23 protein-coding genes are annotated in these 21808 nt (G+C 52.5%); 14 read left to right on the forward strand and 9 right to left on the reverse strand.

The genetic code is table 11. The features are described from left to right. Window positions 1-16 precede the first annotated feature (16 nt). The 5 genes from J0L72_05640 to J0L72_05660 all read left to right on the forward strand — a co-directional run bounded on the left by J0L72_05640 (window position 17) and on the right by J0L72_05660 (window position 6303). Window positions 17-1000: a hypothetical protein gene (locus tag J0L72_05640; protein MBN8690257.1), complete on the forward strand. Its 984-nt coding sequence runs from the start codon at window positions 17-19 to the stop codon at window positions 998-1000. A 151-nt stretch (window positions 1001-1151) separates the two neighbouring features. Continuing rightward, window positions 1152-1781, forward strand: coding sequence for an RNA polymerase sporulation sigma factor SigH (gene sigH, locus J0L72_05645; GenBank protein ID MBN8690258.1), 630 nt, complete (start codon window positions 1152-1154; stop codon window positions 1779-1781). 57 nt (window positions 1782-1838) lie between these two features. Continuing rightward, window positions 1839-2642: a phosphatidate cytidylyltransferase gene (locus tag J0L72_05650; GenBank protein MBN8690259.1), complete on the forward strand. Its 804-nt coding sequence runs from the start codon at window positions 1839-1841 to the stop codon at window positions 2640-2642. A 7-nt stretch (window positions 2643-2649) separates the two neighbouring features. After that, window positions 2650-3669 (forward strand): ATP-binding cassette domain-containing protein, encoded by a 1020-nt coding sequence (locus J0L72_05655; protein ID MBN8690260.1) that lies wholly within the window; start codon window positions 2650-2652, stop codon window positions 3667-3669. A 24-nt stretch (window positions 3670-3693) separates the two neighbouring features. Next, window positions 3694-6303 carry a valine--tRNA ligase gene (locus J0L72_05660; GenBank protein MBN8690261.1) on the forward strand — a complete coding sequence of 870 codons (2610 nt, stop codon included), beginning with the start codon at window positions 3694-3696 and terminating at the stop codon, window positions 6301-6303. On the opposite strand, the gene J0L72_05665 is transcribed toward J0L72_05660, so the two are convergent. From J0L72_05665 to J0L72_05680, 4 genes are all read right to left on the reverse strand, one after another. Further along, complete coding sequence (locus tag J0L72_05665) at window positions 6300-7724, reverse strand: ComEC/Rec2 family competence protein (GenBank protein ID MBN8690262.1); 1425 nt, start codon at window positions 7722-7724, stop codon at window positions 6300-6302. The genes J0L72_05660 and J0L72_05665 overlap by 4 nt on opposite strands. Before the next feature lie 4 nt (window positions 7725-7728). After that, entirely contained in the window at window positions 7729-8043 is a 315-nt protein-coding gene (locus J0L72_05670) for a DUF721 domain-containing protein (protein MBN8690263.1), read from the reverse strand. Continuing rightward, the gene (recF, locus tag J0L72_05675; protein ID MBN8690264.1) at window positions 8040-9110 is read right to left on the reverse strand and encodes a DNA replication/repair protein RecF; all 1071 of its coding nucleotides are present in this window, start codon (window positions 9108-9110) and stop codon (window positions 8040-8042) included. Before recF ends, J0L72_05670 begins: the two co-directional genes overlap by 4 nt. A 237-nt stretch (window positions 9111-9347) precedes the next feature. Then, window positions 9348-10091: an RDD family protein gene (locus J0L72_05680; protein ID MBN8690265.1), complete on the reverse strand. Its 744-nt coding sequence runs from the start codon at window positions 10089-10091 to the stop codon at window positions 9348-9350. 102 nt (window positions 10092-10193) lie between these two features. On the opposite strand from J0L72_05680, the gene J0L72_05685 reads away from it, so the two are divergent. The 9 genes from J0L72_05685 to J0L72_05725 are packed head-to-tail and all read left to right on the forward strand — an operon-like array spanning window position 10194 to window position 18337. Then, window positions 10194-11504: a DUF58 domain-containing protein gene (locus tag J0L72_05685; GenBank protein MBN8690266.1), complete on the forward strand. Its 1311-nt coding sequence runs from the start codon at window positions 10194-10196 to the stop codon at window positions 11502-11504. Window positions 11505-11526: 22 nt separating this feature from the next. Continuing rightward, window positions 11527-11904, forward strand: a complete 378-nt coding sequence (locus J0L72_05690) for a hypothetical protein (GenBank protein ID MBN8690267.1) — start codon at window positions 11527-11529, stop codon at window positions 11902-11904. Beyond that, entirely contained in the window at window positions 11901-13628 is a 1728-nt protein-coding gene (locus tag J0L72_05695; protein MBN8690268.1) for a long-chain fatty acid--CoA ligase, read from the forward strand. Before J0L72_05690 ends, J0L72_05695 begins: the two co-directional genes overlap by 4 nt. A 15-nt stretch (window positions 13629-13643) precedes the next feature. Then, the gene (locus tag J0L72_05700) at window positions 13644-14693 is read left to right on the forward strand and encodes a dipeptide epimerase (GenBank protein ID MBN8690269.1); all 1050 of its coding nucleotides are present in this window, start codon (window positions 13644-13646) and stop codon (window positions 14691-14693) included. A gap of 22 nt (window positions 14694-14715) precedes the next feature. Next, window positions 14716-15720 carry a DUF1611 domain-containing protein gene (locus J0L72_05705; protein ID MBN8690270.1) on the forward strand — a complete coding sequence of 335 codons (1005 nt, stop codon included), beginning with the start codon at window positions 14716-14718 and terminating at the stop codon, window positions 15718-15720. Between the two features lie 3 nt (window positions 15721-15723). Next, a complete protein-coding gene (locus tag J0L72_05710) occupies window positions 15724-16638 on the forward strand; it encodes a bifunctional riboflavin kinase/FAD synthetase (protein MBN8690271.1) in 915 nt (304 codons plus the stop codon). Between the two features lie 18 nt (window positions 16639-16656). Then, on the forward strand, window positions 16657-16890 hold the full coding sequence (gene purS / locus J0L72_05715; GenBank protein ID MBN8690272.1) for a phosphoribosylformylglycinamidine synthase subunit PurS: 234 nt from the start codon (window positions 16657-16659) through the stop codon (window positions 16888-16890). Continuing rightward, entirely contained in the window at window positions 16887-17570 is a 684-nt protein-coding gene (gene purQ, locus J0L72_05720) for a phosphoribosylformylglycinamidine synthase subunit PurQ (protein ID MBN8690273.1), read from the forward strand. Before purS ends, purQ begins: the two co-directional genes overlap by 4 nt. Before the next feature lie 32 nt (window positions 17571-17602). Next, complete coding sequence (locus tag J0L72_05725; GenBank protein MBN8690274.1) at window positions 17603-18337, forward strand: C40 family peptidase; 735 nt, start codon at window positions 17603-17605, stop codon at window positions 18335-18337. On the opposite strand, the gene J0L72_05730 is transcribed toward J0L72_05725, so the two are convergent. From J0L72_05730 to flgK, 5 genes are all read right to left on the reverse strand, one after another. Next, entirely contained in the window at window positions 18338-18700 is a 363-nt protein-coding gene (locus tag J0L72_05730) for a hypothetical protein (protein MBN8690275.1), read from the reverse strand. Window positions 18701-18809: 109 nt separating this feature from the next. Continuing rightward, window positions 18810-19016 (reverse strand): carbon storage regulator CsrA, encoded by a 207-nt coding sequence (gene csrA, locus J0L72_05735; GenBank protein MBN8690276.1) that lies wholly within the window; start codon window positions 19014-19016, stop codon window positions 18810-18812. A gap of 39 nt (window positions 19017-19055) precedes the next feature. Next, window positions 19056-19511: a flagellar assembly protein FliW gene (locus J0L72_05740; protein MBN8690277.1), complete on the reverse strand. Its 456-nt coding sequence runs from the start codon at window positions 19509-19511 to the stop codon at window positions 19056-19058. 5 nt (window positions 19512-19516) lie between these two features. Next, window positions 19517-20398, reverse strand: a complete 882-nt coding sequence (gene flgL, locus J0L72_05745; GenBank protein ID MBN8690278.1) for a flagellar hook-associated protein FlgL — start codon at window positions 20396-20398, stop codon at window positions 19517-19519. A 14-nt stretch (window positions 20399-20412) separates the two neighbouring features. Further along, window positions 20413-21801, reverse strand: a complete 1389-nt coding sequence (gene flgK, locus J0L72_05750; GenBank protein ID MBN8690279.1) for a flagellar hook-associated protein FlgK — start codon at window positions 21799-21801, stop codon at window positions 20413-20415. Between the last annotated feature and the right edge of the window lie 7 nt (window positions 21802-21808).

The raw sequence follows: 21808 nt of genomic DNA on the forward strand, positions 1-21808 counted from the left end.
TCAGGAACGCTTCGTTATGAACAAGTTTTTCGGCTTTGCAATTCTGCTCGTGTCCAGCGCGTCTAGTGCCCTGGCTCAAAGCGAGCTATACAATCCAACCCGGTCGATCAAGGATCAAGGGATCAGCGTTTTCGGCTGGGGTAGCGGCACCATCAATGAAACCGATGAGCTCGCTTACGAAGGCGCGAATTCGATTCGCGTGAGCACCCGAAACTTCTTCCAGGGCGGGATCATGACATTCAAGGATGTCTTGAATCTGTCCGGCGCATCTGCCGATCCAAACAACCTGTTGATGCTCACGGTCCGAGTCCTCGACGATAAGGCGACCATGGGAACTGGTGGAGGATCACGAGGCCCAGGCGCGGGTTCTGCCGGAAGCGGATCGGGCACAACTGGATTAGGTGATGACGGTGGTCGAGAAGGCGGAGGTCAACCCGGCGGCTCTCGAGGCAACGGCGGCGGTCAACCGACGTCAACTGCAACTGTTGAAACTCCTGAATTCAACATGATTCGCCTCATCGTTGGCACGTCGGATAACAAGAACAGCGAGATCTATCTTCCGATCACGACAAGCCGGCCAAATGAGAAGGGTTGGCGACAGGTGGGCGTGCCGCTTCAAGCGATCACCGGATTCAATGCAACCAACAAGATGGTTTCTCGAATCGCAATGTCGGGTTCCACAACGGCAACGTTTTACGTTGGCGAAATCAAGCTGATGAATGATGCGACTCCAATTTTTGGTGAAGTCATCACTAGTGATATGAACATCGGGACCGACCAAGTGGTGCCGCTGCAAGCCAACGGCTTCGCAGGAGCTACTGTTCTGAAATACACCTGGACGATCACAGCGGGTGACGGTTCAAAGAGCGAAGCAGAAGGTCAAGGCGTCAATCGACGATTCCGCGTCCCAGGCACCTACTCCGTCACTTGCACGATCGCCGATGTTTATGGCCTAAAGAAGCCATTCACCACCAATCCGATCAAGATCATCGTGAACTAATAATTAAGTTCAAATCTTTACAAAAAAGCCCGAATTATTCCTTTCTGAGGATATTCGGGCTTTCTTAATTAAAGTGGCACGCTCTTGCCAATTTTGTCCTTGACAGATTCTGTGGATCGTCTTACAATGAAAGTAAGGGTGAGACCCTTCCATGAGCTACCACTACACTGGATGTGAACAGAGGGGCTACAGAAGCCTCCAGGACGAAGAAGTCGTCCATCTCTCAAACATGGGTGACCCATACGCTACCGAAACGCTGGTAGACCGATATCGGGTTCTTGTTGAATCCAAAGCAAAGACCTACTTTGTTCAAGGCGCGGAACGGGACGACGTTATCCAGGAAGGAATGATCGGCCTGTGTAAAGCCATCCGGGATTACCGAGAGGATCGGGAGAACCGATTCCGTTCCTTCGCAGAACTGTGTGTGACCCGACAGATCATCTCTGCCGTCAAAGCTGCCACCAGAAACAAGCATCTGCCGCTGAATATGAGCGCGGCCATCCTGATCAACGGCGATGAAGGTCTCGAAGAGTTTTCAGTCGAGCAGATCGCGGACATTCCAAGCCATAGCCCAGAGACGATTGTTCTTGGCGACCAGATCCCTGCTGACTTTATGGCTCAGGCAAGCGAACGCCTCTCCGATCTAGAACTGCACGTGCTCAGCAGTTACCTGGACGGAAAGACTTATCAGGAAATCAGCTCGGAGTTGCATTGCCACACAAAGTCGATCGACAACGCGTTGCAACGAGTCAAACGCAAAATGCACGGCGTTATTAACTAAGCTCGTTTTGCGTCATACTAGGTTCATTGGGCGCGGTGCGGCGCTCGCGTGGACCCTATGAAGCAGCGAATCCTGACGGCGCTAATCCTTGCCCCGACTGTGCTGACCCTTGTCTTCTCCACCTCATCCATCCCCGTTTTCATTCTCGCGATTATTTGTGCATTTTTTGGCACTCGCGAAGTCCTCATTCTGCAAGACAAAAAGAGCCTGTTGATCCCTGGCCTCTCAGCCACCGCACTTCTAGCTGCAGGGTACTTTTTGAAAGATCATTATGATTACGCTTACGATAAGGTGATTTTTTGGCTTTCCTTGTTGTTTTTTGGCTCCGTTTTCCTAATTTTATTTTTCTTGAGAAAAGAGGGTGATAAGCGCATTTTGGTGCCGGGATTGCTGTGGGTGCTCTGTCCATTGCTATCGTTAGTGCTGCTTCACTACTCAATTCCAAAGGTCCAAGCGGTCTGGTGGGCACCAAACCCTCTGCTCATGGCTCTGATCCCCGTTTGGGCGGGAGATAGTGCTGCTATCTTTGTTGGAAAGAAGTTTGGCAAGAGACTGCTTGCCCCAAAAATTTCTCCGAGCAAAACGGTTGAGGGTTCTATCGGATACCTGCTAGCGTGTGTGGTTTTCGCCTATGCGGTGGCTACATCGATCGGAATAACACCAAAGCAAGGACTCTTGGTAGGCTTAGTCGCCGGAATATTGGGCCAAGCTGGTGATCTCTTCGAAAGTGCAATCAAAAGGAGCTTCCATGCCAAAGACTCCGGGGATATTCTTCCTGGGCACGGCGGCATTTTAGATCGAATCGATTCTATGCTCATGTCAGCACTCCCAATCACCGCACTGATTCTGCTTTACAGGTAATCCAAAAATGTCCACTATTGAAATCCAAAACCTGTGCAAGACCTATTATTCTGTCAAGAAGCAGCCTGGGGTGTCTGGAGCGCTAAAGAGCCTCTTTAGCCGGGAGAAGGAAGCCAAAGTTGCGGTCTCTGATGTTAGCTTCACCATTGAGGAAGGTGAGTTAGTCGGATTTCTGGGCCCAAACGGCGCCGGAAAGACAACTGTGCTCAAGATGCTGAGCGGCATATTGCATCCGACCTCTGGTCAAATCAGAATCCTTGGATTCGAACCCTGGAAGCGCAATACCGAGTACCTCCGACAGATTTCGCTGGTAATGGGGAACAAGAATCAACTTTGGTGGGATCTTCCTGCGATGGAGAGTTTCATAGTCCTCAAAGAACTCTATGATGTACCGCAGGCAGACTTTGACAAGCGGATCGAATTTCTTCTTGATGAGCTCCAACTGAAAGACAAAGTGAACACCCAGGTGCGCAAAATGAGTCTTGGCGAGCGAATGAAGTGCGAGCTCGTGGCCAGTCTAATCCATCTTCCACGCGTGATCTTCCTCGATGAGCCCACGATTGGGCTCGATCTCGTAAGCCAGCAACGCATTCGAGACTTCCTCGCAGAATTCAATCGAAACCAGAAGAGCACCATCCTCTTGACCAGCCATTACATGCAAGATGTGAAGGAGCTTTGTGAACGAGTGATCCTCATCGATCACGGGCAAATCATGTTCGATGGCACGCTGAACCGATTGATGCAAGACTATTCTGATCAAAAGATGCTTCGACTTCGGTTTAGTGCGCAGGTCGACAACGCCGACCTCGCCAAATTCGGAAAGATCATCGAAGCGGGCGAAGATGAGACCGAAGAGAACACGGTGCTCCTCAGCATTCCTCGGGCCGACACTCCTCAGATCACCGCGGCAGTCCTTGGCAGCCTTCCCGTTGCTGACATCGCCTTGGAAGACATCACCCTAGACGAGGTTATCCGCAACCTGTTCGATTCACGGTCGGGTGTTTCACGTGAAACAAGTTCAAACTAGGTAAAATCATCCTGTTTTCAGGACATGAAAACAGGATACAACATGGAACTTACACCTAAGTACGATGCAGCCATCGTAGAGTCAAAGTGGTATTCCCAATGGGAATCGGCCGGATTGTTTAAGGAAACGAACGATCCTAAAAAGGCCAAGTACACGATCACTATTCCGCCCCCAAACATCACTGGTAGCCTCCACATGGGGCACAGCCTCTGCTATCCAACGCAGGACGCCATCGGTCGATACAAACAGCTCAAGGGCTATGACGTCCTTATCGTGCCTGGTCAAGACCACGCAGGGATTGCAACCCAGAGCGTCGTGACAAAGCAACTCAAGGCGCAAGGCATTTCACCCTCTGATATTGGACGCGATGCCTTTGTAGAGAAGACTTGGGAGTGGCGCAAGGTCAGCGGTGACACCATTTTGAACCAGTTTAGGCTCCTCGGATGCGGATTTGATTGGTCAAAGAGCCGATTTACCCTTGATCCAGATTACGCCGGGGCAGTATTACAGATCTTTATTGATTGGTTCAATCGAGGTCTGATTTATCGCGGAAAGCGCGTGGTGAACTGGGACCCGGTTCTAAAAACCAGCGTGAGCGACATCGAAACCCTGCGAAAAGACACGCAAGGAAAGCTCTATCACATCCGATACCCTTACGCTGACGGATCGGGTGAAGTCATCGTCGCCACAACCCGGCCAGAAACTATGCTTGGCGACGTAGCCGTTGCCGTTCACCCCACGGACAAACGGTACACGGACAAGATCGGAAAGATGGTTATCCTCCCGCTTTCCAACCGACAGATTCCTATTATCGCGGATCAGTACCCCGATCCTGAATTTGGTACAGGTGCGGTCAAGATTACGCCGGCACATGATCCCAACGACTACGAAGTTGGCGCGCGGCACGGGCTAGAAATGCCAGTGATTCTTGATGAGTCCGCCAATGTGTGCCTGGAAGGTCCCTATTTTGGATTGAACCGCTACGAAGCCAGAAAGCGCATCGTACAAGACCTTGAAGACGGTGGATTCCTCGTCAAGATCGAAGATCATGCGATCGCGCTCATCGTTAGCGACCGAAGCGGTGAAGTCGTGGAACCCCTTCTCAGTGAACAGTGGTTTGTGAAGCAAACCGAACTCGCCAAGGACGCCATTGCCGTGGTGAAAGAGGGCAAAATCACTTTCACCCCAGAGCGCTACACCAAGGTTTACCTTGACTGGATGGAGAACATTCGCGACTGGTGCATCAGCCGTCAGCTTTGGTGGGGCCACCGAATTCCGGTTTATTACACACAATCCGGTGCCGCTGTTGCCGCTCTGAGCTGGGATGAGGCGCAAAAGCAAGCTGGCGATGACAAAATCGTGCGACAGGACGACGACGTCTTGGACACTTGGTTCAGTAGCGGCTTATGGCCGTTTGCCACTCTTGGCTGGCCCAAAAAGACGGAACTCCTGGAAGAACGGTACCCAACTTCCGTCCTCGTGACCGACAGGAACATCATTTATCTCTGGGTCGCGCGGATGATCATGATGGGGATGGATGTCTGCAAGCAGATTCCGTTCGACAAGGTCTGCATCCATGCCACGGTGATGGCAGCTGATGGACGCCGGATGTCGAAATCTCTTGGCACCGGAGTCGATCCGACTGAAGTCATCGAGAAAGTAGGCGCGGATGCGTTAAGATTCACTTTGCTAAGTCAAGCAGGTTCAAACCAAGAGATTCGTTACAGCGAAAAGAAGACCGAGGACGCCCGAAACTTCTGCAACAAGATCTGGAATGCTTCTAGGTTCCTGATCATGCAACCTGGTTTCGAGACCGCGAAGCAACCTCTTCGCCTCGAAACTATCGACAAATGGCTTCTGACTAGGCTCCATCTCACGATCGAACTGGTCACCGAAGCCTATGAAGAGTTCGACTTCCAGCGCGCATGCCAAGCGATGTATCAGTTCTTCTGGTCAGAGTACTGCGATTGGTATATCGAGGTCGCCAAGCCAAGGATCAACGATCCAGAGCAGCGCGATACTCCGATTTTTGTGATGCGCTACTGCTTGGACGCCTTCCTAAAGCTCATGCATCCGATCATGCCGCACATCACGGAGGAAATCTATCAATTTGTCGCGCAAAAGCCCGGATTCATCTCCCAATCCCACTGGCCAGAAGTCGATGCCGCGTTCATCGATGAGAAAATCGAGCGACAAGTCCAGAGTTGGTTCAACATCGTTCGGGCTGTACGTGCGCTCCGCGCTGATCTAGAAATCGATCCAAGAAAGCCGGTTCCGTATGCAGTCGTGAGTTCCGATCTCGGAGAGGGCAATGAGATTCTGCGCTCACAAGCCTGGATCACCGAGCTTATCACTTCGCCGGGTCAAGAAACGATCATCAAGACGACAGAAGAAGGAGTCGAGATCGGCATTCCAATTACGGACATGATCGACCTCAACAAACTCGGGATAAAGGTCAACTCTGAGGTCAAGAAGCTATCCGAAGAGATTGCTAAGCTCGAGCAACGACTGAGCAACCCTCAATTCGTCGAAAGGGCCAAGCCAGAGATCGTTGAAAGAGAGCAAGAAACCCTTGCCGAACTCAAGCGAAAGTTGGAAGCCGCTGCGAGCAAGAAGCAGACTCTCGGACTCTAAGTCGACGTTGCCCGCTCCGATGTTTCACGTGAAACAGCCTCCGGAGCGGGCGATCTTTTGAACTCAACCAACATTCCAAGGAAGCAGTACAGCAGCAACACAAAAACCGGATGGAATGAAGGCACAGAAACTGAGGCAAAAGGCACCGCAGCTGCGATATCCACGATTCGCTCGAGTATCCAAAGCAGCGGTTGTACTAAGCGGGTGAATATCAAATCGGCCATTGCCGGGCTCAATCCGACAACACCCGCAGCGATAAACCCAAGAGAAACTATCCAAGGAATCAGCGGGATAATCAATACATTAGTGAGGCACCCAATGATCGAAACCGAGCCAAAATGGTAGGCCAAAAGTGGTGCCGCACCAAGCGTAGCAAACAGACTAGTTTTAAAGTTATTGATCGAATGATCCTTGAATCGATCGATAAGCTTTAGGCTTGGCTGCTGATCACTATTCAGCGAGAAAAGTAGCGCGATCGTTGTGACAAAGGATAGCTGGAATCCTAAATCGTAAAGTGCGCTCGGAACTAGCAACAATACGATCATCGCACTGATGGCAATTGCGTTCAGGGTGTCGCTTTCCCTTTTCCACAGGTAGGCACTATAGAACAGCATCGCCATGACCACCGACCGAATCATCGGCGGTCGGAATCCAGCCCCTGCCGCCATGATTATCAGCGCAGAAAACAGCAAAATGAGTTGAATTCCACGAGGAATTGGGAGCCGGGCCAGAATCCAAGTGATAAATCCCGCGATCAAAGAAACGTGCAATCCACTGGTGGAAATAATGTGGATAACTCCTGCCCTGCTGAGGTTTGACCGCGCCTCCTTGTCCAAACTGCCATCATCATTAAAGCACAACGCTCGCAAAAGGCTGGCCTCTTGGCTGGGTAGTCGATTGATACAGATATTGGCAAAATTATGCCTTAGATCATCACCCAATTTGGCAATCGTTAATCCATTAGAAATATGTACAATCTTTCCGCGTGGGGAAAGGGTGCCTCTTACTCCCTGAAAGCGATAAGTTTCCCACTGTTTGCTACTAAATGGCTTCGCATAACCGTTAATAAGTAGCTTACTTCCTAGCTCGATTCCATCGCCTGGCTGATGATAAAGTATATAGGTGCCGCTGGCACCAGTGACGGTGCACTTCTCGCCATAGGGGGTCGGTTTTGGTGACTGAACTACCCAAAAAGTCTCATTGATGAGTTGTGTCGATTGGATCGGTGAGGGTGCTCTTGGTCCAAAGATGAAGCCAAATCCTACACAGAGCAGAGCGAGAGATTTGTATAAGTTCTTGCTTGGAAACAGACATAGAGCAAAGGCAATGAACCCAATCCACCAGATTTGGGCGGTGGCGATTCCGAGGGCAAGCGCAAGCGTTAGGATCAGTGCGGGCCTGGAATCAAATTCCTTTAACAAACTGTTACTCCTCCGGCTGGACGGGCCTGGCTTTTTTCATGGCTCGCGAAACCTTGATTTCTGTGATCAGTTCTTCGTCAGCCATCTCGTTAAACCGTGCGACAATCATTGGCGCCCGGAATAGCAACTCTTGGCCCCAAGCACTGCCAGAAGCCGTCACCCAAAGAACCCCCTTCTCATATCGATCAGGCTTTGTCTTTTGGGCGAATTTTTCGCCGACAATCTCGTGCCAGCGAGGAAAGAGCATTTGGGCACGCGCAGCGCGAAGGGCTTGACGCTGGGTCAATGCCTCTCCAAGAACTCCATCCAGTCGCTTCATGCTTCGCTTACCGATCCGTGATCTACTCGAAATATCTTGGCTGTTTTAGCAAGCTGATCACCAGCCTGATTTTCCTCGGTACAAGTCAGAAATGTCTGAGAAGCTGTACCAGAAACCCATTCGAGCAACTTCGATCGCCGGTTCTCGTCCAGTTCTGAAAACACATCATCGAGCAGAGCAACGGGCGGCTCGCCGAGAATGTTTACCGCGAAATAGAGAACGGTGAGTTTCATCGAAAGAGCGGCAGTCCGCTGTTGTCCCTGAGATCCAAAATGCCGTGCTCCGCGACCATCGATGGTGATTTCAAGATCGTCTCTATGCGGCCCGACCGTGGTCGTCCTCCGCGCCAAATCTTGGGATCGATTTGAAAGCGAAGTCAGAAGGTCGCCTTCGTCTTTCGCTTGATACGCTATCGAGAGCGTTTCACCTTCAGCAATCTGATGATGAATCTCGCTGCCACGACGATCAAGTTCTTTGGCAAACTCGCTTCGGTAACGGCGCAATGCGGTGCCGTGCTCGGCCATTTGCGCCTCCCATGGCTCGAACAGGTCCAATATTGGCATCCTGCCCTCAATGTCTCTCAGAAGGGCGTTGCGCTGCTCTAGCGCGCGTTTGTAGTGGGAGAGGTGACGCAGATATGCTGGATAAATCTGCGAAAGCTCGTGATCCATGAAAAGACGTCGGCAGGAAGAATCTCCACGAACAATATCGAGATCGAAATTACTGAACGAAACCGAAGGAAATCGGCCCAAGAGGTCGCTGGCACGAATCGAAGAAACCGAATTGATGAAAACGCGCTTGCGAACGCCTTGCTCGATCACAACCTTTAGCTCGGTACCTGAACCTGCAAGTTCCCCCGCAACTTCAGATTTTGATTCTCCGTCCAAGATGGCCTCAACGTCACGGTGTCCTCGAAGGAGCCTGCCAGAAGACAAAAGATGGATCGACTCCAAGAGATTTGTCTTCCCTTGGGCATTCTCTCCAACGATCAGATTCACACCAGACTCAAACCGCAAGGTCTGCTCACGGTAGTTTCTAAAATTGGAGAGCTGGAGCAGATCGAGCATGGCACTTCCGGAAAGAAAGAGAGAATATAAAGATAAATTATGATGATTACTGAAGGGCGGGAAAAGTGGATAACTCTACAACCACCGCTTCAAATGATCAAATTCTAGGTTCAAAGGCACAGGTGGGAAACTGGTGGTGCTTCTCCACATCACTTCTTGCTTTTTGGGTGATTGTCAGAAGGGCTGAATTTCTCAAATGGGTTTCAACGAGTTTTCCCCACAGCTTTCCATCGGTTTTTAGATCAACTGTTTCTGTCGCCCATACTTCATGACCACAGCTTCGATCTGATACACCGGATGGAGGTCCTCTCTCGGTTCGATGCGCATTTTGGCAGCGAACGGTTCCCAGATCTCCTTGAGCAATTGTTGCCGAGTCTCCTCAGTCAGTACAGGGTACCGGTCGGCGATCATTTTCAGCACGATGTAGTCCGTCATTTCCATACCGCGCAGATTGCCTACTTGGGATTCGATGGCATGAACGCCAACCTTGTACGGAGCAGGAGAATAATTCGACGTGTTCTTGGGGCAATCCACCACGATAGTGCCTGCGAGCATGTCCCCGATGCGTTGATGCCTGGAACTGGCAAACACGGCAGCCATCCCCACTGCGTAGCAGAACGGGAATGAATCCGCCGGACGCAGGAGGTTTCGAACAAAAGCAGCACCGAGCGTGGTTGGTGTCCCATCGAGCATACAGACTTTGATACTGGCGGACTTCTTTCCAGGCGTCTGACCATTCGCCAGACCCTCAAAGAGCGTGAAATAGATCACCGGGGCCATCGCCGCGAGGATCACTAGCAAGACCGTCGCCAATCCACCTGTAAACAGCGAGAGCTGGCCAGCGATGAAACCACCGACGATAAAGATCGCGAGGATCACCAAAAAATCGATGAATTGCGCCGACATGCGGCTACCGATGCTGGCGAGAGGATACGCCACCACCACCTTTTCGGGAATCAAAAGTGCAACTCGATCTTTCAATGCTTACTCGTTTTTACCGCCTAACAACCCGTTTCGTTTCGAGTTTAGTGGCAAAAAGGCTCATCCTTCCGCTGTCAATCCGCGTATAGTCCATTTGACGCGATGATCATTCCTACCAAACGGTTTTGGTGGCTCCTTTCGGCAGGCATTCTGCTGGCGATTGGAGGTGCGTTCGTGGGAGGTCTCGAGCATTTCGTCCTTGCGTTCAATATCGTGCTCTTTGGCGGACTCTTTGCCACTCGGTTACAAGTACCGAAGCAAAAGCATCTCAAGGTAACGCGAATCATTGACCCCGCGCTTTCGGTGAACAACACCAATGACGTCGAGCTGATGATCGCGAATGAGAGTGCGCTTCCGATTTCTGGCCGGTTTGTTGACGAAGCGCCTTTCCAGTTTGCCAAGTCGGTCCAGGAGCAGTCGTTCACCCTTCGTCCGGGCGAACAGAAGATCTACAAGTACCAGGTCGTTCCGGAATTTAGAGGCACTGACTATTTCGAGGGAACCTATTTCCGGCTGAAGGCTCCACTCGGACTCTGTGAAGTTCAATACGCGGTCAACGAACCGACGGAAGTGCTCACATATCCGAATGTCAAAGCAGTTCGCGAGTTTCCGCTTTTCAACCGCAAGGGCTCTTCGCCAATGGAAGGCGTGCGCAGAACAAGATACAAGGGCACCGGATCCGAGTTCGAATCTCTGCGCGAATACCACGATGACGACTACCGCCGAATCGACTGGAAATCGACGGCTCGGCGCGGAAAGCTGGTCGTCCGAGACTACGAAATTGAACACAATCAGGCGGTCATGATCCTGATCGACCTCGGCCGATTGATGCTCAGCGAAGCCAATGGTCGCACCAAGCTGGACCATGTTCTAGACACCGCGCTGATCATGATGCACGCTGCCAATCGAACAGGCGATCAAGTCGGGCTTTTCATCTTTGCTGACCGAGTGATCAATTTCATCCCGCCGCGCAAGGGCCGGGCACACCTCGCGCTCTTGCTGGACGCGATCCACGACCTCAAAGCGAAGCCGATTTCAACCAACTTTGTCCCGGCAATGCACTACTTTGCGACACGCTGGAAGCGCAGAGCACTCTGTGTACTTTTCACCGAAGCGGATAATCCTGAGTTTGCGGAGCAGATCGTGCTCGGGATCAAGCCGATTCGAATGCGGCATCATTGGTTTATCGTCCGGGTCTCCGATCCTCAGCTCAAGGAAATCGATTCATCCCCAATTGAGTTCAAGAATGACCTGGCCTATCTCGGGGCATTAGCTTGGAATTTGGGGCAGCGAGAACAAGCTAGCGCGATTTTAAGTCAGCGCGGGATGACCCATATCGACGCCAATCCTGAAATCCTGGCCGATGAATTGGTGCGCGCATATTGGCACGCGAAGCAAACTGCGGCGATTTAAGCGGGTATAAACGCCCTCAATCATGCCAAAGCAGCTATCCGATTTTGTTCAAGAGGCGTTATCTTCGATCGAAGAATGTTCCGTTCACGCCGCCGATGAATTACGAAAGAACGGTTGGACAGTGCTTGACGTAAGGGAAGGAGACGAATTCCAATCGGGTCATATCCCTGGTGCGTATCACGTTCCTAGAGGCTTTTTGGAAGTCCGGGCAGATCTCAGCCATCCAAAGCGAGACGCAAACATGGCAGATCGATCAAAGAAATACTTGTGCATTTGCGGCGGCGGGCATCGAAGCGCTCTGGCAGCTCAGACGCTGGTCGCAATGGGATTTGAGAACGTGAAGAGCGTCGCTGGGGGGATGTCCGCCTGGGAAGCCGCCAAATTGGAGATCACAACATGAGGCCATATTTTCGACAAGCAAAGTCGCTTGGACATCTGCTCCAACTCTCGTGCAAAGAGTGGGGATCGAAAACGAGCCATCTTGTCCCTACAAAAGGTGACTTTCATCCAATTTCTTATACTGAGCTTTGGGCACGAGTTGGGCAATATGCAAAGGCTTTGCAACAGCTTGAACTTAAGAAAGGTGACTCGATCAACATCTACAGCGAGAACTCTTTTGATTGGGCACTCACTGACTGGGCAGCGCAAACGCTTGGCGTCATCACCGTTCCGATTTACCCGACACTGCCCAGTGATCAGGCTCAATATATTGTTAAAGATTCTGGCGCAAAGATTGTATTTTGTGGCAAGGATGAGCTGAAGAATCGAATCGGTGAGATGCCCGGAGTCAAAACGATTCTGCTCTCTGAGCTGAAGGTGATGGCAGAATCTTGCGTACAAGATCAAGCGGAGTGGGATGCTCATATCCAGCAGGTGAGCCTGGAAGACGTCGCCACGATCATCTACACCAGCGGAACGACCGGAAACCCCAAAGGCGCGGTGCTCATTCATGGCGGGATCGTGGACACCATCGCCAATATCCGCGAATCTATCGAGCTTGACGAGAACGACACTTTCTTAGGTTTCTTGCCGCTCAGCCATGTGATGGAGCGAATCAATGGCCACTTCCTGCCGGTAGGACTCGGCGCGACCCTTGCCTACGCTCAGAACTTGGCCAGTATTGGAAACGACATTCTCAAGGTCAAACCCACGGTCATGCTTGCGGTGCCAAGGTTCCTCGAAGCCATGCGTGGGCGAATCTTGGATGGAGTTCAATCGGCTCCTCCAATCCGGCAAAAGCTGTTCAAAGCGGCCTTGGAGCAAGGTACGACCAAGTTCCGGGGTGGCGTCGCTCCACTTTCGGGAATTCTCGATAAGCTGGTTGGTGGCAAGGTGCGCGAAAGACTAGGCGGTCGGTTTAGATTCTTCGTATCTGGCGGCGCAGCGCTGCCCGCACACGTGGCCGAGTTCTTCGGGGCATTCGGTATCCAGATTCTCCAGGGCTATGGTCTCACCGAAACGACAAGCGGAATCTGCGTCAATCGCCCCAAGGATTCGGACTATCGCACAATCGGCACGCCGCTCAAAAACATCGAGATGAAAATTGCGGACGATGGCGAGATTCTCATTCGCGGCAAGTGCAACATGATCTGTTATTACAATTTGCCTGAGGACACTGCCGCTGCGATCGATCCTGAGGGCTGGTTCCACACCGGTGATATCGGCGAACAATTGGCAAACGGGAAATACCAAATCACCGATCGAAAGAAAGATCTACTGGTGCTAGGTAACGGCAAGAATGTCGCGCCGCAAATCATCGAAAACAAGCTCAAGGAATCGATTTACATTGGCGAGGCCGTTCTGTTTGGCGACGGCATGGAATACATCTGTGGTTTGATCGTGCCGGACTTCGACCGGGTCAAGGCGTACGCCGAGAAGGCCGGAATCAAAACTCAAAGTGATGAAGAGCTGATCCTCCACGAGCCGATCAAGAAGCTGATCAAGTCGGAGATCGATAGGATCAACAAGACGCTGGCTCCATTCGAGATGGTCAAGAAACACGTCTTGCTAGCAAAGCCGTTTTCGCTCGAAACAGGCGAGCTGACACCTTCGCTAAAAGTCAAACGGCGCGTCGTCAAAGAGAACTTCAAGAGTGAGATCGCTTCGATGATGCGCGCGCAGTGATACACTAGAGCAGTCATGCAAGTTCGATTTCGCACACTCCGGCTTACCAAAAAGTATCCATTGGTCATCAGTCGGGGCACGAGCACGGGTTCAAACAACCTGTTCGTCGAAGTCGAAGATGCTGCTGGACATGTTGGCCTAGGAGAATGTGCGCCCGGTACAGGGTTTGATGATAGCCTTGCGCCAATCGCGCAAGAACAACTGACCGAACTTGCGAATTCCGGGCTCACGAACATGAGCATCCACCAGATCTGGAACCGAGGATTCGAGATGAAGGTGAATCCTTCAGCGCTTGCCGCCTTCGACATGGCGCTGTGGGACTTGTTGGGCAAAAAGTGCGGGATGCCTCTCTACCGAATCTTTGGACTCTCCTCTAAGTCCGTGCCGACCAGCGTGACCATCGGAATCAATCCAATCGAGATCATCAAGGAACGCGTTCCAGAAATTCTGGCGAGAACCGGCGGCAAGTTCCTCAAGATCAAAATGGGTAGCCCAGATGGAATTCACCGAGATCAAGAAAACTATCTCGCTTGCCTTGAAGTCGCTAAGAAGTTCAACGTAGGATTCCGGGTCGACGCAAATGGAGGCTGGAACGTCGAGGATGCCAAAACCATGATGCGCTGGCTCGCCGACCGAGGCTGTGACTATGTCGAACAGCCCCTAGCTAAGGGGAACGAAGACGGCTTACCACACCTCTTTGCAGGCCGCCCATTACCGATCTATGCCGATGAAAGTTGTCACTTCGCGACCGATGTCCCGAAGCTGGCGGGCTGCGTGGATGGCGTCAACCTAAAACTGATGAAGTGCGGCGGGCTCACCGAAGCGCTTCGAATCGTGGCTGCCGCAAGGGCAAACGGCCTCGGCACGATGATCGGATGTATGGGCGAGTGTAGTTGCGCGATCAGCGCCGGCGCAGCCATCGGTGAGCTTTTCGACCATATCGACCTGGATTCGCAGCTAAATCTCGAATCCGATCCTTGCGACGGAGCACAGATGGTCGGAGGGGTTGTCGTCCCGCCGGAGAGCCCTGGACACGGAGCTTGGTACGCCCCAGATGCTCGCTAAAGACTCCAAAATCGCTCTATTCATGACCGGCGCGCTGGATAAGCCGTACGGAAAAATGGGATTTGGGATGCTCCGGTATTCCCAACAAGAGATCATCTGCGCGATCGACCCAGATTACGCAGGAAAGACCACCGAAGAAGTCACCAAGATCCCGAGGCACTGCCCAGTCGTCGCCACTGTGGATGAAGCAGCCGCGCTCGGTGCCGATGTGCTGGTGGTTGGCATCGCACCTCCTGGAGGGCAGATTCCTCCCGAATATGTCGCAGAAATTGACCGAGCCTGGAACCTCGGCTTGAGTATCGTCAACGGACTCCACCAAGTTCTCGGCCCGACTTACAATGCGCCAAAACGCGATGGGCAGTATGTGTGGGATGTTCGCGTCGAACCGCCAGGATTGACTACTTCAACCGGCGCCGCCTCAACACTTAAAGCAAAGCGAGTCCTGACCGTGGGGTCGGACATGGCGGTTGGCAAGATGACGAGCGGACTCGAACTCCAAAAAGCCGCTCTCAAAATGGGCCTCAATTGCGCATTCGTGGCAACCGGACAAATCGGGATTTGCATCACGGGCAGTGGAGTGCCGCTCGATGGGATTCGGGTTGACTTTGCCTGCGGGGCGATTGAACGCGAATGCCTCAAGTACGCCGATGCCGACTTGATCGTCATTGAAGGGCAAGGGTCGCTCGTCCACCCTTCCAGCACCTCGCCGCTGCCACTCCTGCGAGGCTCCATGCCGACGCATTTGCTCTTTTGCCACCGAGCTGGACAGGAGGGCCTTCTCCGGTTTCCCGAGATTAGAATCCCGCCCATCAAGCAACTCACGGCGCTATTCGAAGATTTAGGAAGCTGCTGTGGAACGTACTCAAGACCAAGAACCGCTGGTGTCGCGCTGAATTGTGGGCACTTGAGCGAAGAAGAAGGCGTCGAGGCTGTTGCCAGATTCGCCACCGAAACTGGATTTTTGACCCTAGATCCGGTCCGGATGGACATGTCACCAATGGTAAAGCGAATCATGGGGGGCGTGTAGAAATTGCTAGTCCATTTCGGGATCGAGAATATTCGGGCCGATTGGAAGTCTTCCACGGTTGTCGTCGGAACGTTTGACGGCGTGCATCTGGGGCACCGCGCTCTCATCCAGAAAACCATCCAGGAAGCGACCGAGCGCGAACAACCTTCGGTCATCGTCACCTTCGACCGGCATCCCGCAACGATTCTCTCGCCGGATCATGTTCCTCTACAAATCGGCACGTTGGAGCAGAATGTCATCCAGATGCGCCAGGCCGGGGCTTCGGTTTGTGTGATCTTGCCGTTTGACGCCGGGCTGAGCCGCACCACCGCACACGAGTTCTTCGATGAAATTCTGGTCGGAAGTCTGCGAGCGAACCAAGTGGTCGTTGGACACGACTTTGGTTTTGGAATGAACCGCGAGGGCAATGCCGACTGGCTTCGATCACGAGTGGATACCGTCGAATTTCCACCATTCGCAGTGAATGGGCAACGGGTGAGCAGTTCACTCATTCGGTGTATGGTCGACGCGGGTCAGGTCGAAGAAGTGCAGCAATACCTAGGGCGACCGTTTAGCATCGCAGGAGTGGTGGTGAGCGGCCACAAACGGGGCAGAGCGCTCGGATTTCCTACTCTAAACATTGCCAGGAGCACACAGGGCTTGCTACCGGCAGACGGAGTCTATGCGGGTGTGTGCCGAGTTAAGACCGTGCCCTACAAGGCGGCAATCAGCATCGGCACCAACGAGACTTTTGGGGAAGGGCCAAGAACAATCGAAGCCTATCTGCTCGATTACCCAGGCACGGAAATCTATGGCTGCCCTGTGGAACTCGGGTTTATTGAGAAGATTCGTGGTCAACAACGATTCGAATCGGTGCAAGAACTCATTGATCAGATGAACCACGATGTCCAGCAAGCCTCTACCATCGCGTTGGGTTGATCTGCCAAAATCTCTGGCATGGTCACCGTCCGCGTCCACATCATGCTGAAGCCGTCGTTGCTCGATTCTGCTGGGCGAACAGTCGCTGATGCACTCAACAAACTATCCTTCGAGGAGGTCAATGAGGTACGAATCGGCAAGGTGATCGAGCTGAAAATGGACTCCGTGGACGAAGCCAGAATCAAGGCGATGTGCGATCAGTTGCTGGCCAATCCAGTGATCGAGGATTACCGCTTCGAGGTCGTGCATTGAAGGTCGCGGTAATCCGGTTTCCGGGCAGCAATTGCGACCAAGACGCATTTCATTCGCTCAGGAATGACCTCGGAATCCAGGCGGAGTATGTGTGGCACGATTACCACGATCTCAACGGATTTGAAGCCGTTTTCCTCCCTGGCGGTTTCAGCTATGGTGACTATCTGCGCTGCGGAGCGATGGCCGCCCATTCGCCGATCATGGACGAAGTGCGCGCTATGGCACAGCGCGGAAATCCCATCATCGGAGCATGCAACGGTTTCCAAATCCTGGCCGAGTCCGGGCTCTTGCCGGGAGCGCTCCTTCGAAACAAGGGCCACAAGTTCATCTGTCAAGACGTGTATCTCACGCGGGATAAAGCAAAGAGCATCTGGCTAGACGGCGTGGACCGAACCCTGATGATCCCGATTGCGCACGGAGAAGGAAGATTCTTCTGTGACGCAGACACCCTGAAGTCGATTGAAGACAACAACCAAGTCGCTTTCCGGTACACAGGGCCGAATGGCGAACTTGGCGACCAATGGAACCCGAATGGTTCGCTGGACTCAATTGCGGGAGTGGTGAACAAGGCTGGAAACGTGCTGGGATTGATGCCCCATCCTGAGCGCGCGACCTCTGCGAACCTCGGAAAGCAGGACGGCCTAGAAATTCTACGAGCCTTAAAACAAGTTTTGGCCTAAAGCGAACCTTTTTTGAACCCGAAAATGTCAATATGCCGAAGTTGGTAAATTTCGCTAAGTCTCCTGCATTAATCGCTGGCACAATCCTATTTGCATTGGCCGGCTTATCATCGTCCGCACAGGCACAACAAAAGGTGCTCGGACGGCTGGGGCAATCGACATCAGCGACCAACATCTACTCCAGTCCTAGCTCACGCTCGAGGGTCTATTACAAGGTCAAGGCTTACGAATATCTGATCGTGCGCACTGGCACCGGGTCCTACACTCGCGTTGTGATGGAGAACGGTAAGTACGGCTACATTTCAACTTCAAAAGTCGCGACGTTGCCCTACAACGTGATTTCGGGCAAAACCCAACCTGCGCGTGGCACCGCCACTTCAAGGTCTGCCGGATCTACGAGCCGATCTTCGGTGCTGAACTACGCGGTGGAGTACATCGGCACGCCGTACAAGTGGGGCGGAAATGACCTCGAACGCGGCATCGACTGCTCCGGATTCGTGCAACAGCTTTTTGGCAAGATCGGAGTTGATCTGCCTCGAACAGCCGCAGAGCAAGCCCTGGTCGGCAAACCGATCACTCGCCTTGAGGATCTCCAAGCCGGAGATCGACTCTACTTCTGGGACAAGAAGCGCGGCAAAATCGGCCACACCGGAATCTACATGGGGAACTATTTCTTCATTCATTCCAGCACGAACAATAAGGGCGTGGCTACGGATGATCTTCGAAATCCGCACTGGCGAGCGATGCTGGTTGCGGCGCGACGCTAATCATCGGCGATTCTCAAGGTAATCCAGCCCCGCCAAAATCGGCCAGGCGATACCGAGGAACATGAGGTTCACCCATAACATGTCGTACCTTTCTAGCAGGTAGGCAAATGGCGCAGGTCGTCCAAGCCCGTCGTTGATGATCTTTGCGCCAAATGTGATCATCAAGAATAGAAAGCTCCTCCACGCCGAACCCGCCAGTGATCGCTGAGGCATCTTAAGACCAGGCACAAAGATGTGCGCGATCACATAGAGGAGCCCGCCCGCGACCGGTGGAAGCACCACGATGACAATGTCCGGGTATTTGGACGGCACGATCAACCACGCGAAGGCGAGGCCATAAATCGTTCCCCGAACGGTGAACATGATCCCGGAATTTAGGGCCATTTTTGCCCCAATAAAATGACGCATCCCGCTCGTACGAAAGCGGGATGGATAAACCAAAAGATATAGCCAGCACAGAAGCCGGTTGATCTTAGTCAGGAACGTCTTCAGTACTGATCTCACTTGCGGCGACGTTCTCGTCTTTAATTTGTTGATAAACCTCTTGTCGGTGTACAGCCACAGACTTAGGAGCCTTGATGCCGATACGCACCTGCTCTCCTCGCACTTCCAAGACGACTACTTCGACGTCATCTCCGATGATAATGCTCTGATTGACTTTTCTTGTTAAAACAAGCATCCCAGTCCGCCCTCCTTGGCTCCAAATTCGGCAGGTCTCCTATGCGGCTATACTGTCCTGTGCTGGCGCCCGTTGCACCGCATACTTCAGTGGCCACTTCGGATCGTCCAAAACGACTTGCATTGCCTTTCGGTTCACGGCGTTAATCACCAGCGGACCGGCCAAGTTCAATGTCATATCGGATGGCTTACCCTTCGGAATGGTCACTATAGTATAGACGAGATGTGGCGTTTCCTCCAACAATTCGAGTGAGGCGACCGAAGTTGCGTTCACCTGAGGAGAATAATCCGCACAATACGTCAGCGGATCGACGATCAAAAATGCCAAATTTGGCTCTTCAACCGATTGAAGCCAACGAAACGGACTTCCTTCTTTGTGTTGGAGAATCAAGAACTTCTTGGTCTCTGGAAAACCAATCAGTCCGTCGGCAAACGTGACAAGATCGTCAGCGTTGAATTCAATAGTGCCGAATCGCGGCGTAGTTAGTTCAGTCATTATCATCATCGAAGGTAATCAAGCAGACTTAGCTGCAGTGTGCCTGCGGCAACCTGTAACGAGGCTTGATAGGCGGTTTCGGCACGTTTAAGCTCCGAAACAGCTTCAGCAAGATCCACGTCTTCGATTCCCGAGATCCCTTCCATGAGATCGTCTGACCTGCGGTCATTATCAGCTTTCTGATTGGTGACCACATAGAGTCGGTTACCCGCCTCCGAGCGGGCCTGAGTGACTTCCTGCCTCAAAGATTCGAGAGCAGGAACATCGATTCCACTAAGATTTCCAATGTGACCTCCAGTCAAGTTGGACTTTAGGGACTCAAGTTGAGCGTACAAGTTGACCACGGTTTGGCTGGCTGCAGTGTTCACCTGCAGCGTTTTGCCTGGTGCGGTCTCCACCAAAACTTTATTCGTATCGCCGTTATAGACCAGCGCGTTGCTTGCAACGGTGAATGGCTGGGTTTCCGTCTTCTGACCGGCAAAGAGAAATTGGCCGCTGTTCCCCTTTTCGTTGGCGATCGCCAGCAGCCGATCTTGCATCTGGGCAACCTGTCCAGCAATCGCTTGCCTCGAATTCTGATCCATTGTCGAGGTCGCGCCTTGAATCGCCAGTTGGTACCCCTTCTGGGCCAATTCGCTCACTTCAGTTAATACACGTTCAGAATTCTTCAGGTAGTCATTCGCCACTGTCAGGTTCTTGCTGTACTGTTCGATGTGCGATTTCAGCGAGCGCAATCGCAATAGAGTCGTTGCTTGGCCCGGTTCGTCACTGAGCTTCTCAACCTTCTTTCCAGAAGCCACGCGACTCTGCCACCGCATGTACTCGGCATAGTTGCCTTGCACTGTGCGTTGCGAGTTTTCGTAGATTTGGCTAGTCGAAATGCGCATCGATTACTCCCGAATTACCGGCGGACCATATTAATTAAATCTTCGGTTACTTGGTCCATGATCGTTAGGACCTTTGCTGCCGCTTGATAACTCCTTTGGTAGCGCAAGAGGTCTGTCATTTCATCGTCAATGTTCACGCCGCTGATCGACTCTTGCTGGGCGTCGATCTGATTGACAATCGCCGAAGCCGTGTCGAGTTGTGCACTGAAAAAGGTGATGTCCTTGCTGATGCCGCTGACGTGTGACCCATAAAATCCTTGGATGGTCTGGTTGCCCAAGGCGGCGAACTTGGTCTCCTTCATCTGCGACAGCTGCAATGCCAAAGTGCCATCACCAGCTGCTCCGCTGGTTCCTGCTGCAATCGCGCGAGGGTTTGCCAAGATGGCCGCATCGACTTCAAAGTCGATGGCGCCAGTTTGTGGCGTTGGGCTCACCGTGTCCTTGAAGAAGTTCACGCCCGTATTCCCGAGAAGGTTTGTTCCGGTGGAGTGAAGCGCATTGAATTGCGTCTTCATCGTGTTGGCCAAAGTGTCTAGTTCGCTCTTTGCCGATGCGAGTCGTTGCAAAGTGGACAGATTGCCCATGATCTCCCCACCACGAACTACAAACGACACTCCGTTCGCCGTAAAAGTTTGAGAGCCGGCATCAAAGGTGTTCGGAATATTGTTGACGTCACTTCCCAAAACGAGAGGATAGTTGCCCGCATAAACAGCCATCGTTCCATCGCTACCGATCGTTGTCGAGACTCCGATCAGCTTGCTGAGGTCTCGCACCAAGCCGTCACGCTCGTCGAGAAGACTGTTTGGCGATCCACCAGCGACCGATGCGGCGCGGATTTCGCCGTTGAGTTGCGCGAGCCGTGCACCAATGTTGTTCACCGATTCGACATTCGCGGTCACCGTCTGATGCACTTGATCTTCGAGCGTGCTCAGATTCTTGTAGGTGTCGCGGACACGAGAAGTGAGCAATGATGCGGCATTCACGAGCTGTTGCCGAGAAGCCGAATCACTCGGGTTACTCGCCACCGCAGACCAAGCGTTGAACATCTGATCCAAAGCGTTCGCGATCCCGGAATCTCCCGGCTCGTTATACACCGCTTCAACTTGCCTCAAGCCATCTGCGTAGGCACTGTACCGACCGCTGTTGCCCAGGGACGATTGCATCCTGGCCTCCAAGAACATCTCTCGAGCGCGATTGATTGACTGGACAGAGACACCAGTCCCCAGCTCAGAATATCGCGTGCTAAAGAAGTCGAGAGGAGTCGAGGATTGCAACTCGATCCGCTGACGCGAATACCCTTTGGTGTTCGCGTTCGAGATGTTGTTACCAGTGACCTCAATCGCGCGCTGAAAAGCTCGCAATGCAGAGGTTGCAATTCCTAATCCGTGAAAGGCGCCGGGCATCTTGGTG

Source organism: Armatimonadota bacterium, from assembly GCA_017303935.1.
GTDB lineage: Bacteria > Armatimonadota > Fimbriimonadia > Fimbriimonadales > Fimbriimonadaceae > JAFLBD01.

What these genes read in the sequence shown, in the direction of transcription:
- J0L72_05650 (MBN8690259.1), top strand. Translation starts at nt 1,839, where the DNA reads ATGAAGCAGCGAATCCTGACGGCGCTAATCCTTGCCCCGACTGTGCTG.
- purS (MBN8690272.1), top strand. Translation starts at nt 16,657, where the DNA reads ATGGTCACCGTCCGCGTCCACATCATGCTGAAGCCGTCGTTGCTCGAT.
- J0L72_05670 (MBN8690263.1), bottom strand. Translation starts at nt 8,043, where the DNA reads ATGAAGCGACTGGATGGAGTTCTTGGAGAGGCATTGACCCAGCGTCAA.
- J0L72_05695 (MBN8690268.1), top strand. Translation starts at nt 11,901, where the DNA reads ATGAGGCCATATTTTCGACAAGCAAAGTCGCTTGGACATCTGCTCCAA.
- csrA (MBN8690276.1), bottom strand. Translation starts at nt 19,016, where the DNA reads ATGCTTGTTTTAACAAGAAAAGTCAATCAGAGCATTATCATCGGAGAT.
- J0L72_05725 (MBN8690274.1), top strand. Translation starts at nt 17,603, where the DNA reads ATGCCGAAGTTGGTAAATTTCGCTAAGTCTCCTGCATTAATCGCTGGC.
- sigH (MBN8690258.1), top strand. Translation starts at nt 1,152, where the DNA reads ATGAGCTACCACTACACTGGATGTGAACAGAGGGGCTACAGAAGCCTC.
- J0L72_05740 (MBN8690277.1), bottom strand. Translation starts at nt 19,511, where the DNA reads ATGACTGAACTAACTACGCCGCGATTCGGCACTATTGAATTCAACGCT.
- J0L72_05705 (MBN8690270.1), top strand. Translation starts at nt 14,716, where the DNA reads ATGACCGGCGCGCTGGATAAGCCGTACGGAAAAATGGGATTTGGGATG.
- J0L72_05660 (MBN8690261.1), top strand. Translation starts at nt 3,694, where the DNA reads ATGAAAACAGGATACAACATGGAACTTACACCTAAGTACGATGCAGCC.
- recF (MBN8690264.1), bottom strand. Translation starts at nt 9,110, where the DNA reads ATGCTCGATCTGCTCCAGCTCTCCAATTTTAGAAACTACCGTGAGCAG.
- J0L72_05655 (MBN8690260.1), top strand. Translation starts at nt 2,650, where the DNA reads ATGTCCACTATTGAAATCCAAAACCTGTGCAAGACCTATTATTCTGTC.
- flgK (MBN8690279.1), bottom strand. Translation starts at nt 21,801, where the DNA reads ATGCCCGGCGCCTTTCACGGATTAGGAATTGCAACCTCTGCATTGCGA.
- flgL (MBN8690278.1), bottom strand. Translation starts at nt 20,398, where the DNA reads ATGCGCATTTCGACTAGCCAAATCTACGAAAACTCGCAACGCACAGTG.
- J0L72_05685 (MBN8690266.1), top strand. Translation starts at nt 10,194, where the DNA reads ATGATCATTCCTACCAAACGGTTTTGGTGGCTCCTTTCGGCAGGCATT.
- J0L72_05640 (MBN8690257.1), top strand. Translation starts at nt 17, where the DNA reads ATGAACAAGTTTTTCGGCTTTGCAATTCTGCTCGTGTCCAGCGCGTCT.
- J0L72_05730 (MBN8690275.1), bottom strand. Translation starts at nt 18,700, where the DNA reads ATGTTCACCGTTCGGGGAACGATTTATGGCCTCGCCTTCGCGTGGTTG.
- J0L72_05700 (MBN8690269.1), top strand. Translation starts at nt 13,644, where the DNA reads ATGCAAGTTCGATTTCGCACACTCCGGCTTACCAAAAAGTATCCATTG.
- J0L72_05690 (MBN8690267.1), top strand. Translation starts at nt 11,527, where the DNA reads ATGCCAAAGCAGCTATCCGATTTTGTTCAAGAGGCGTTATCTTCGATC.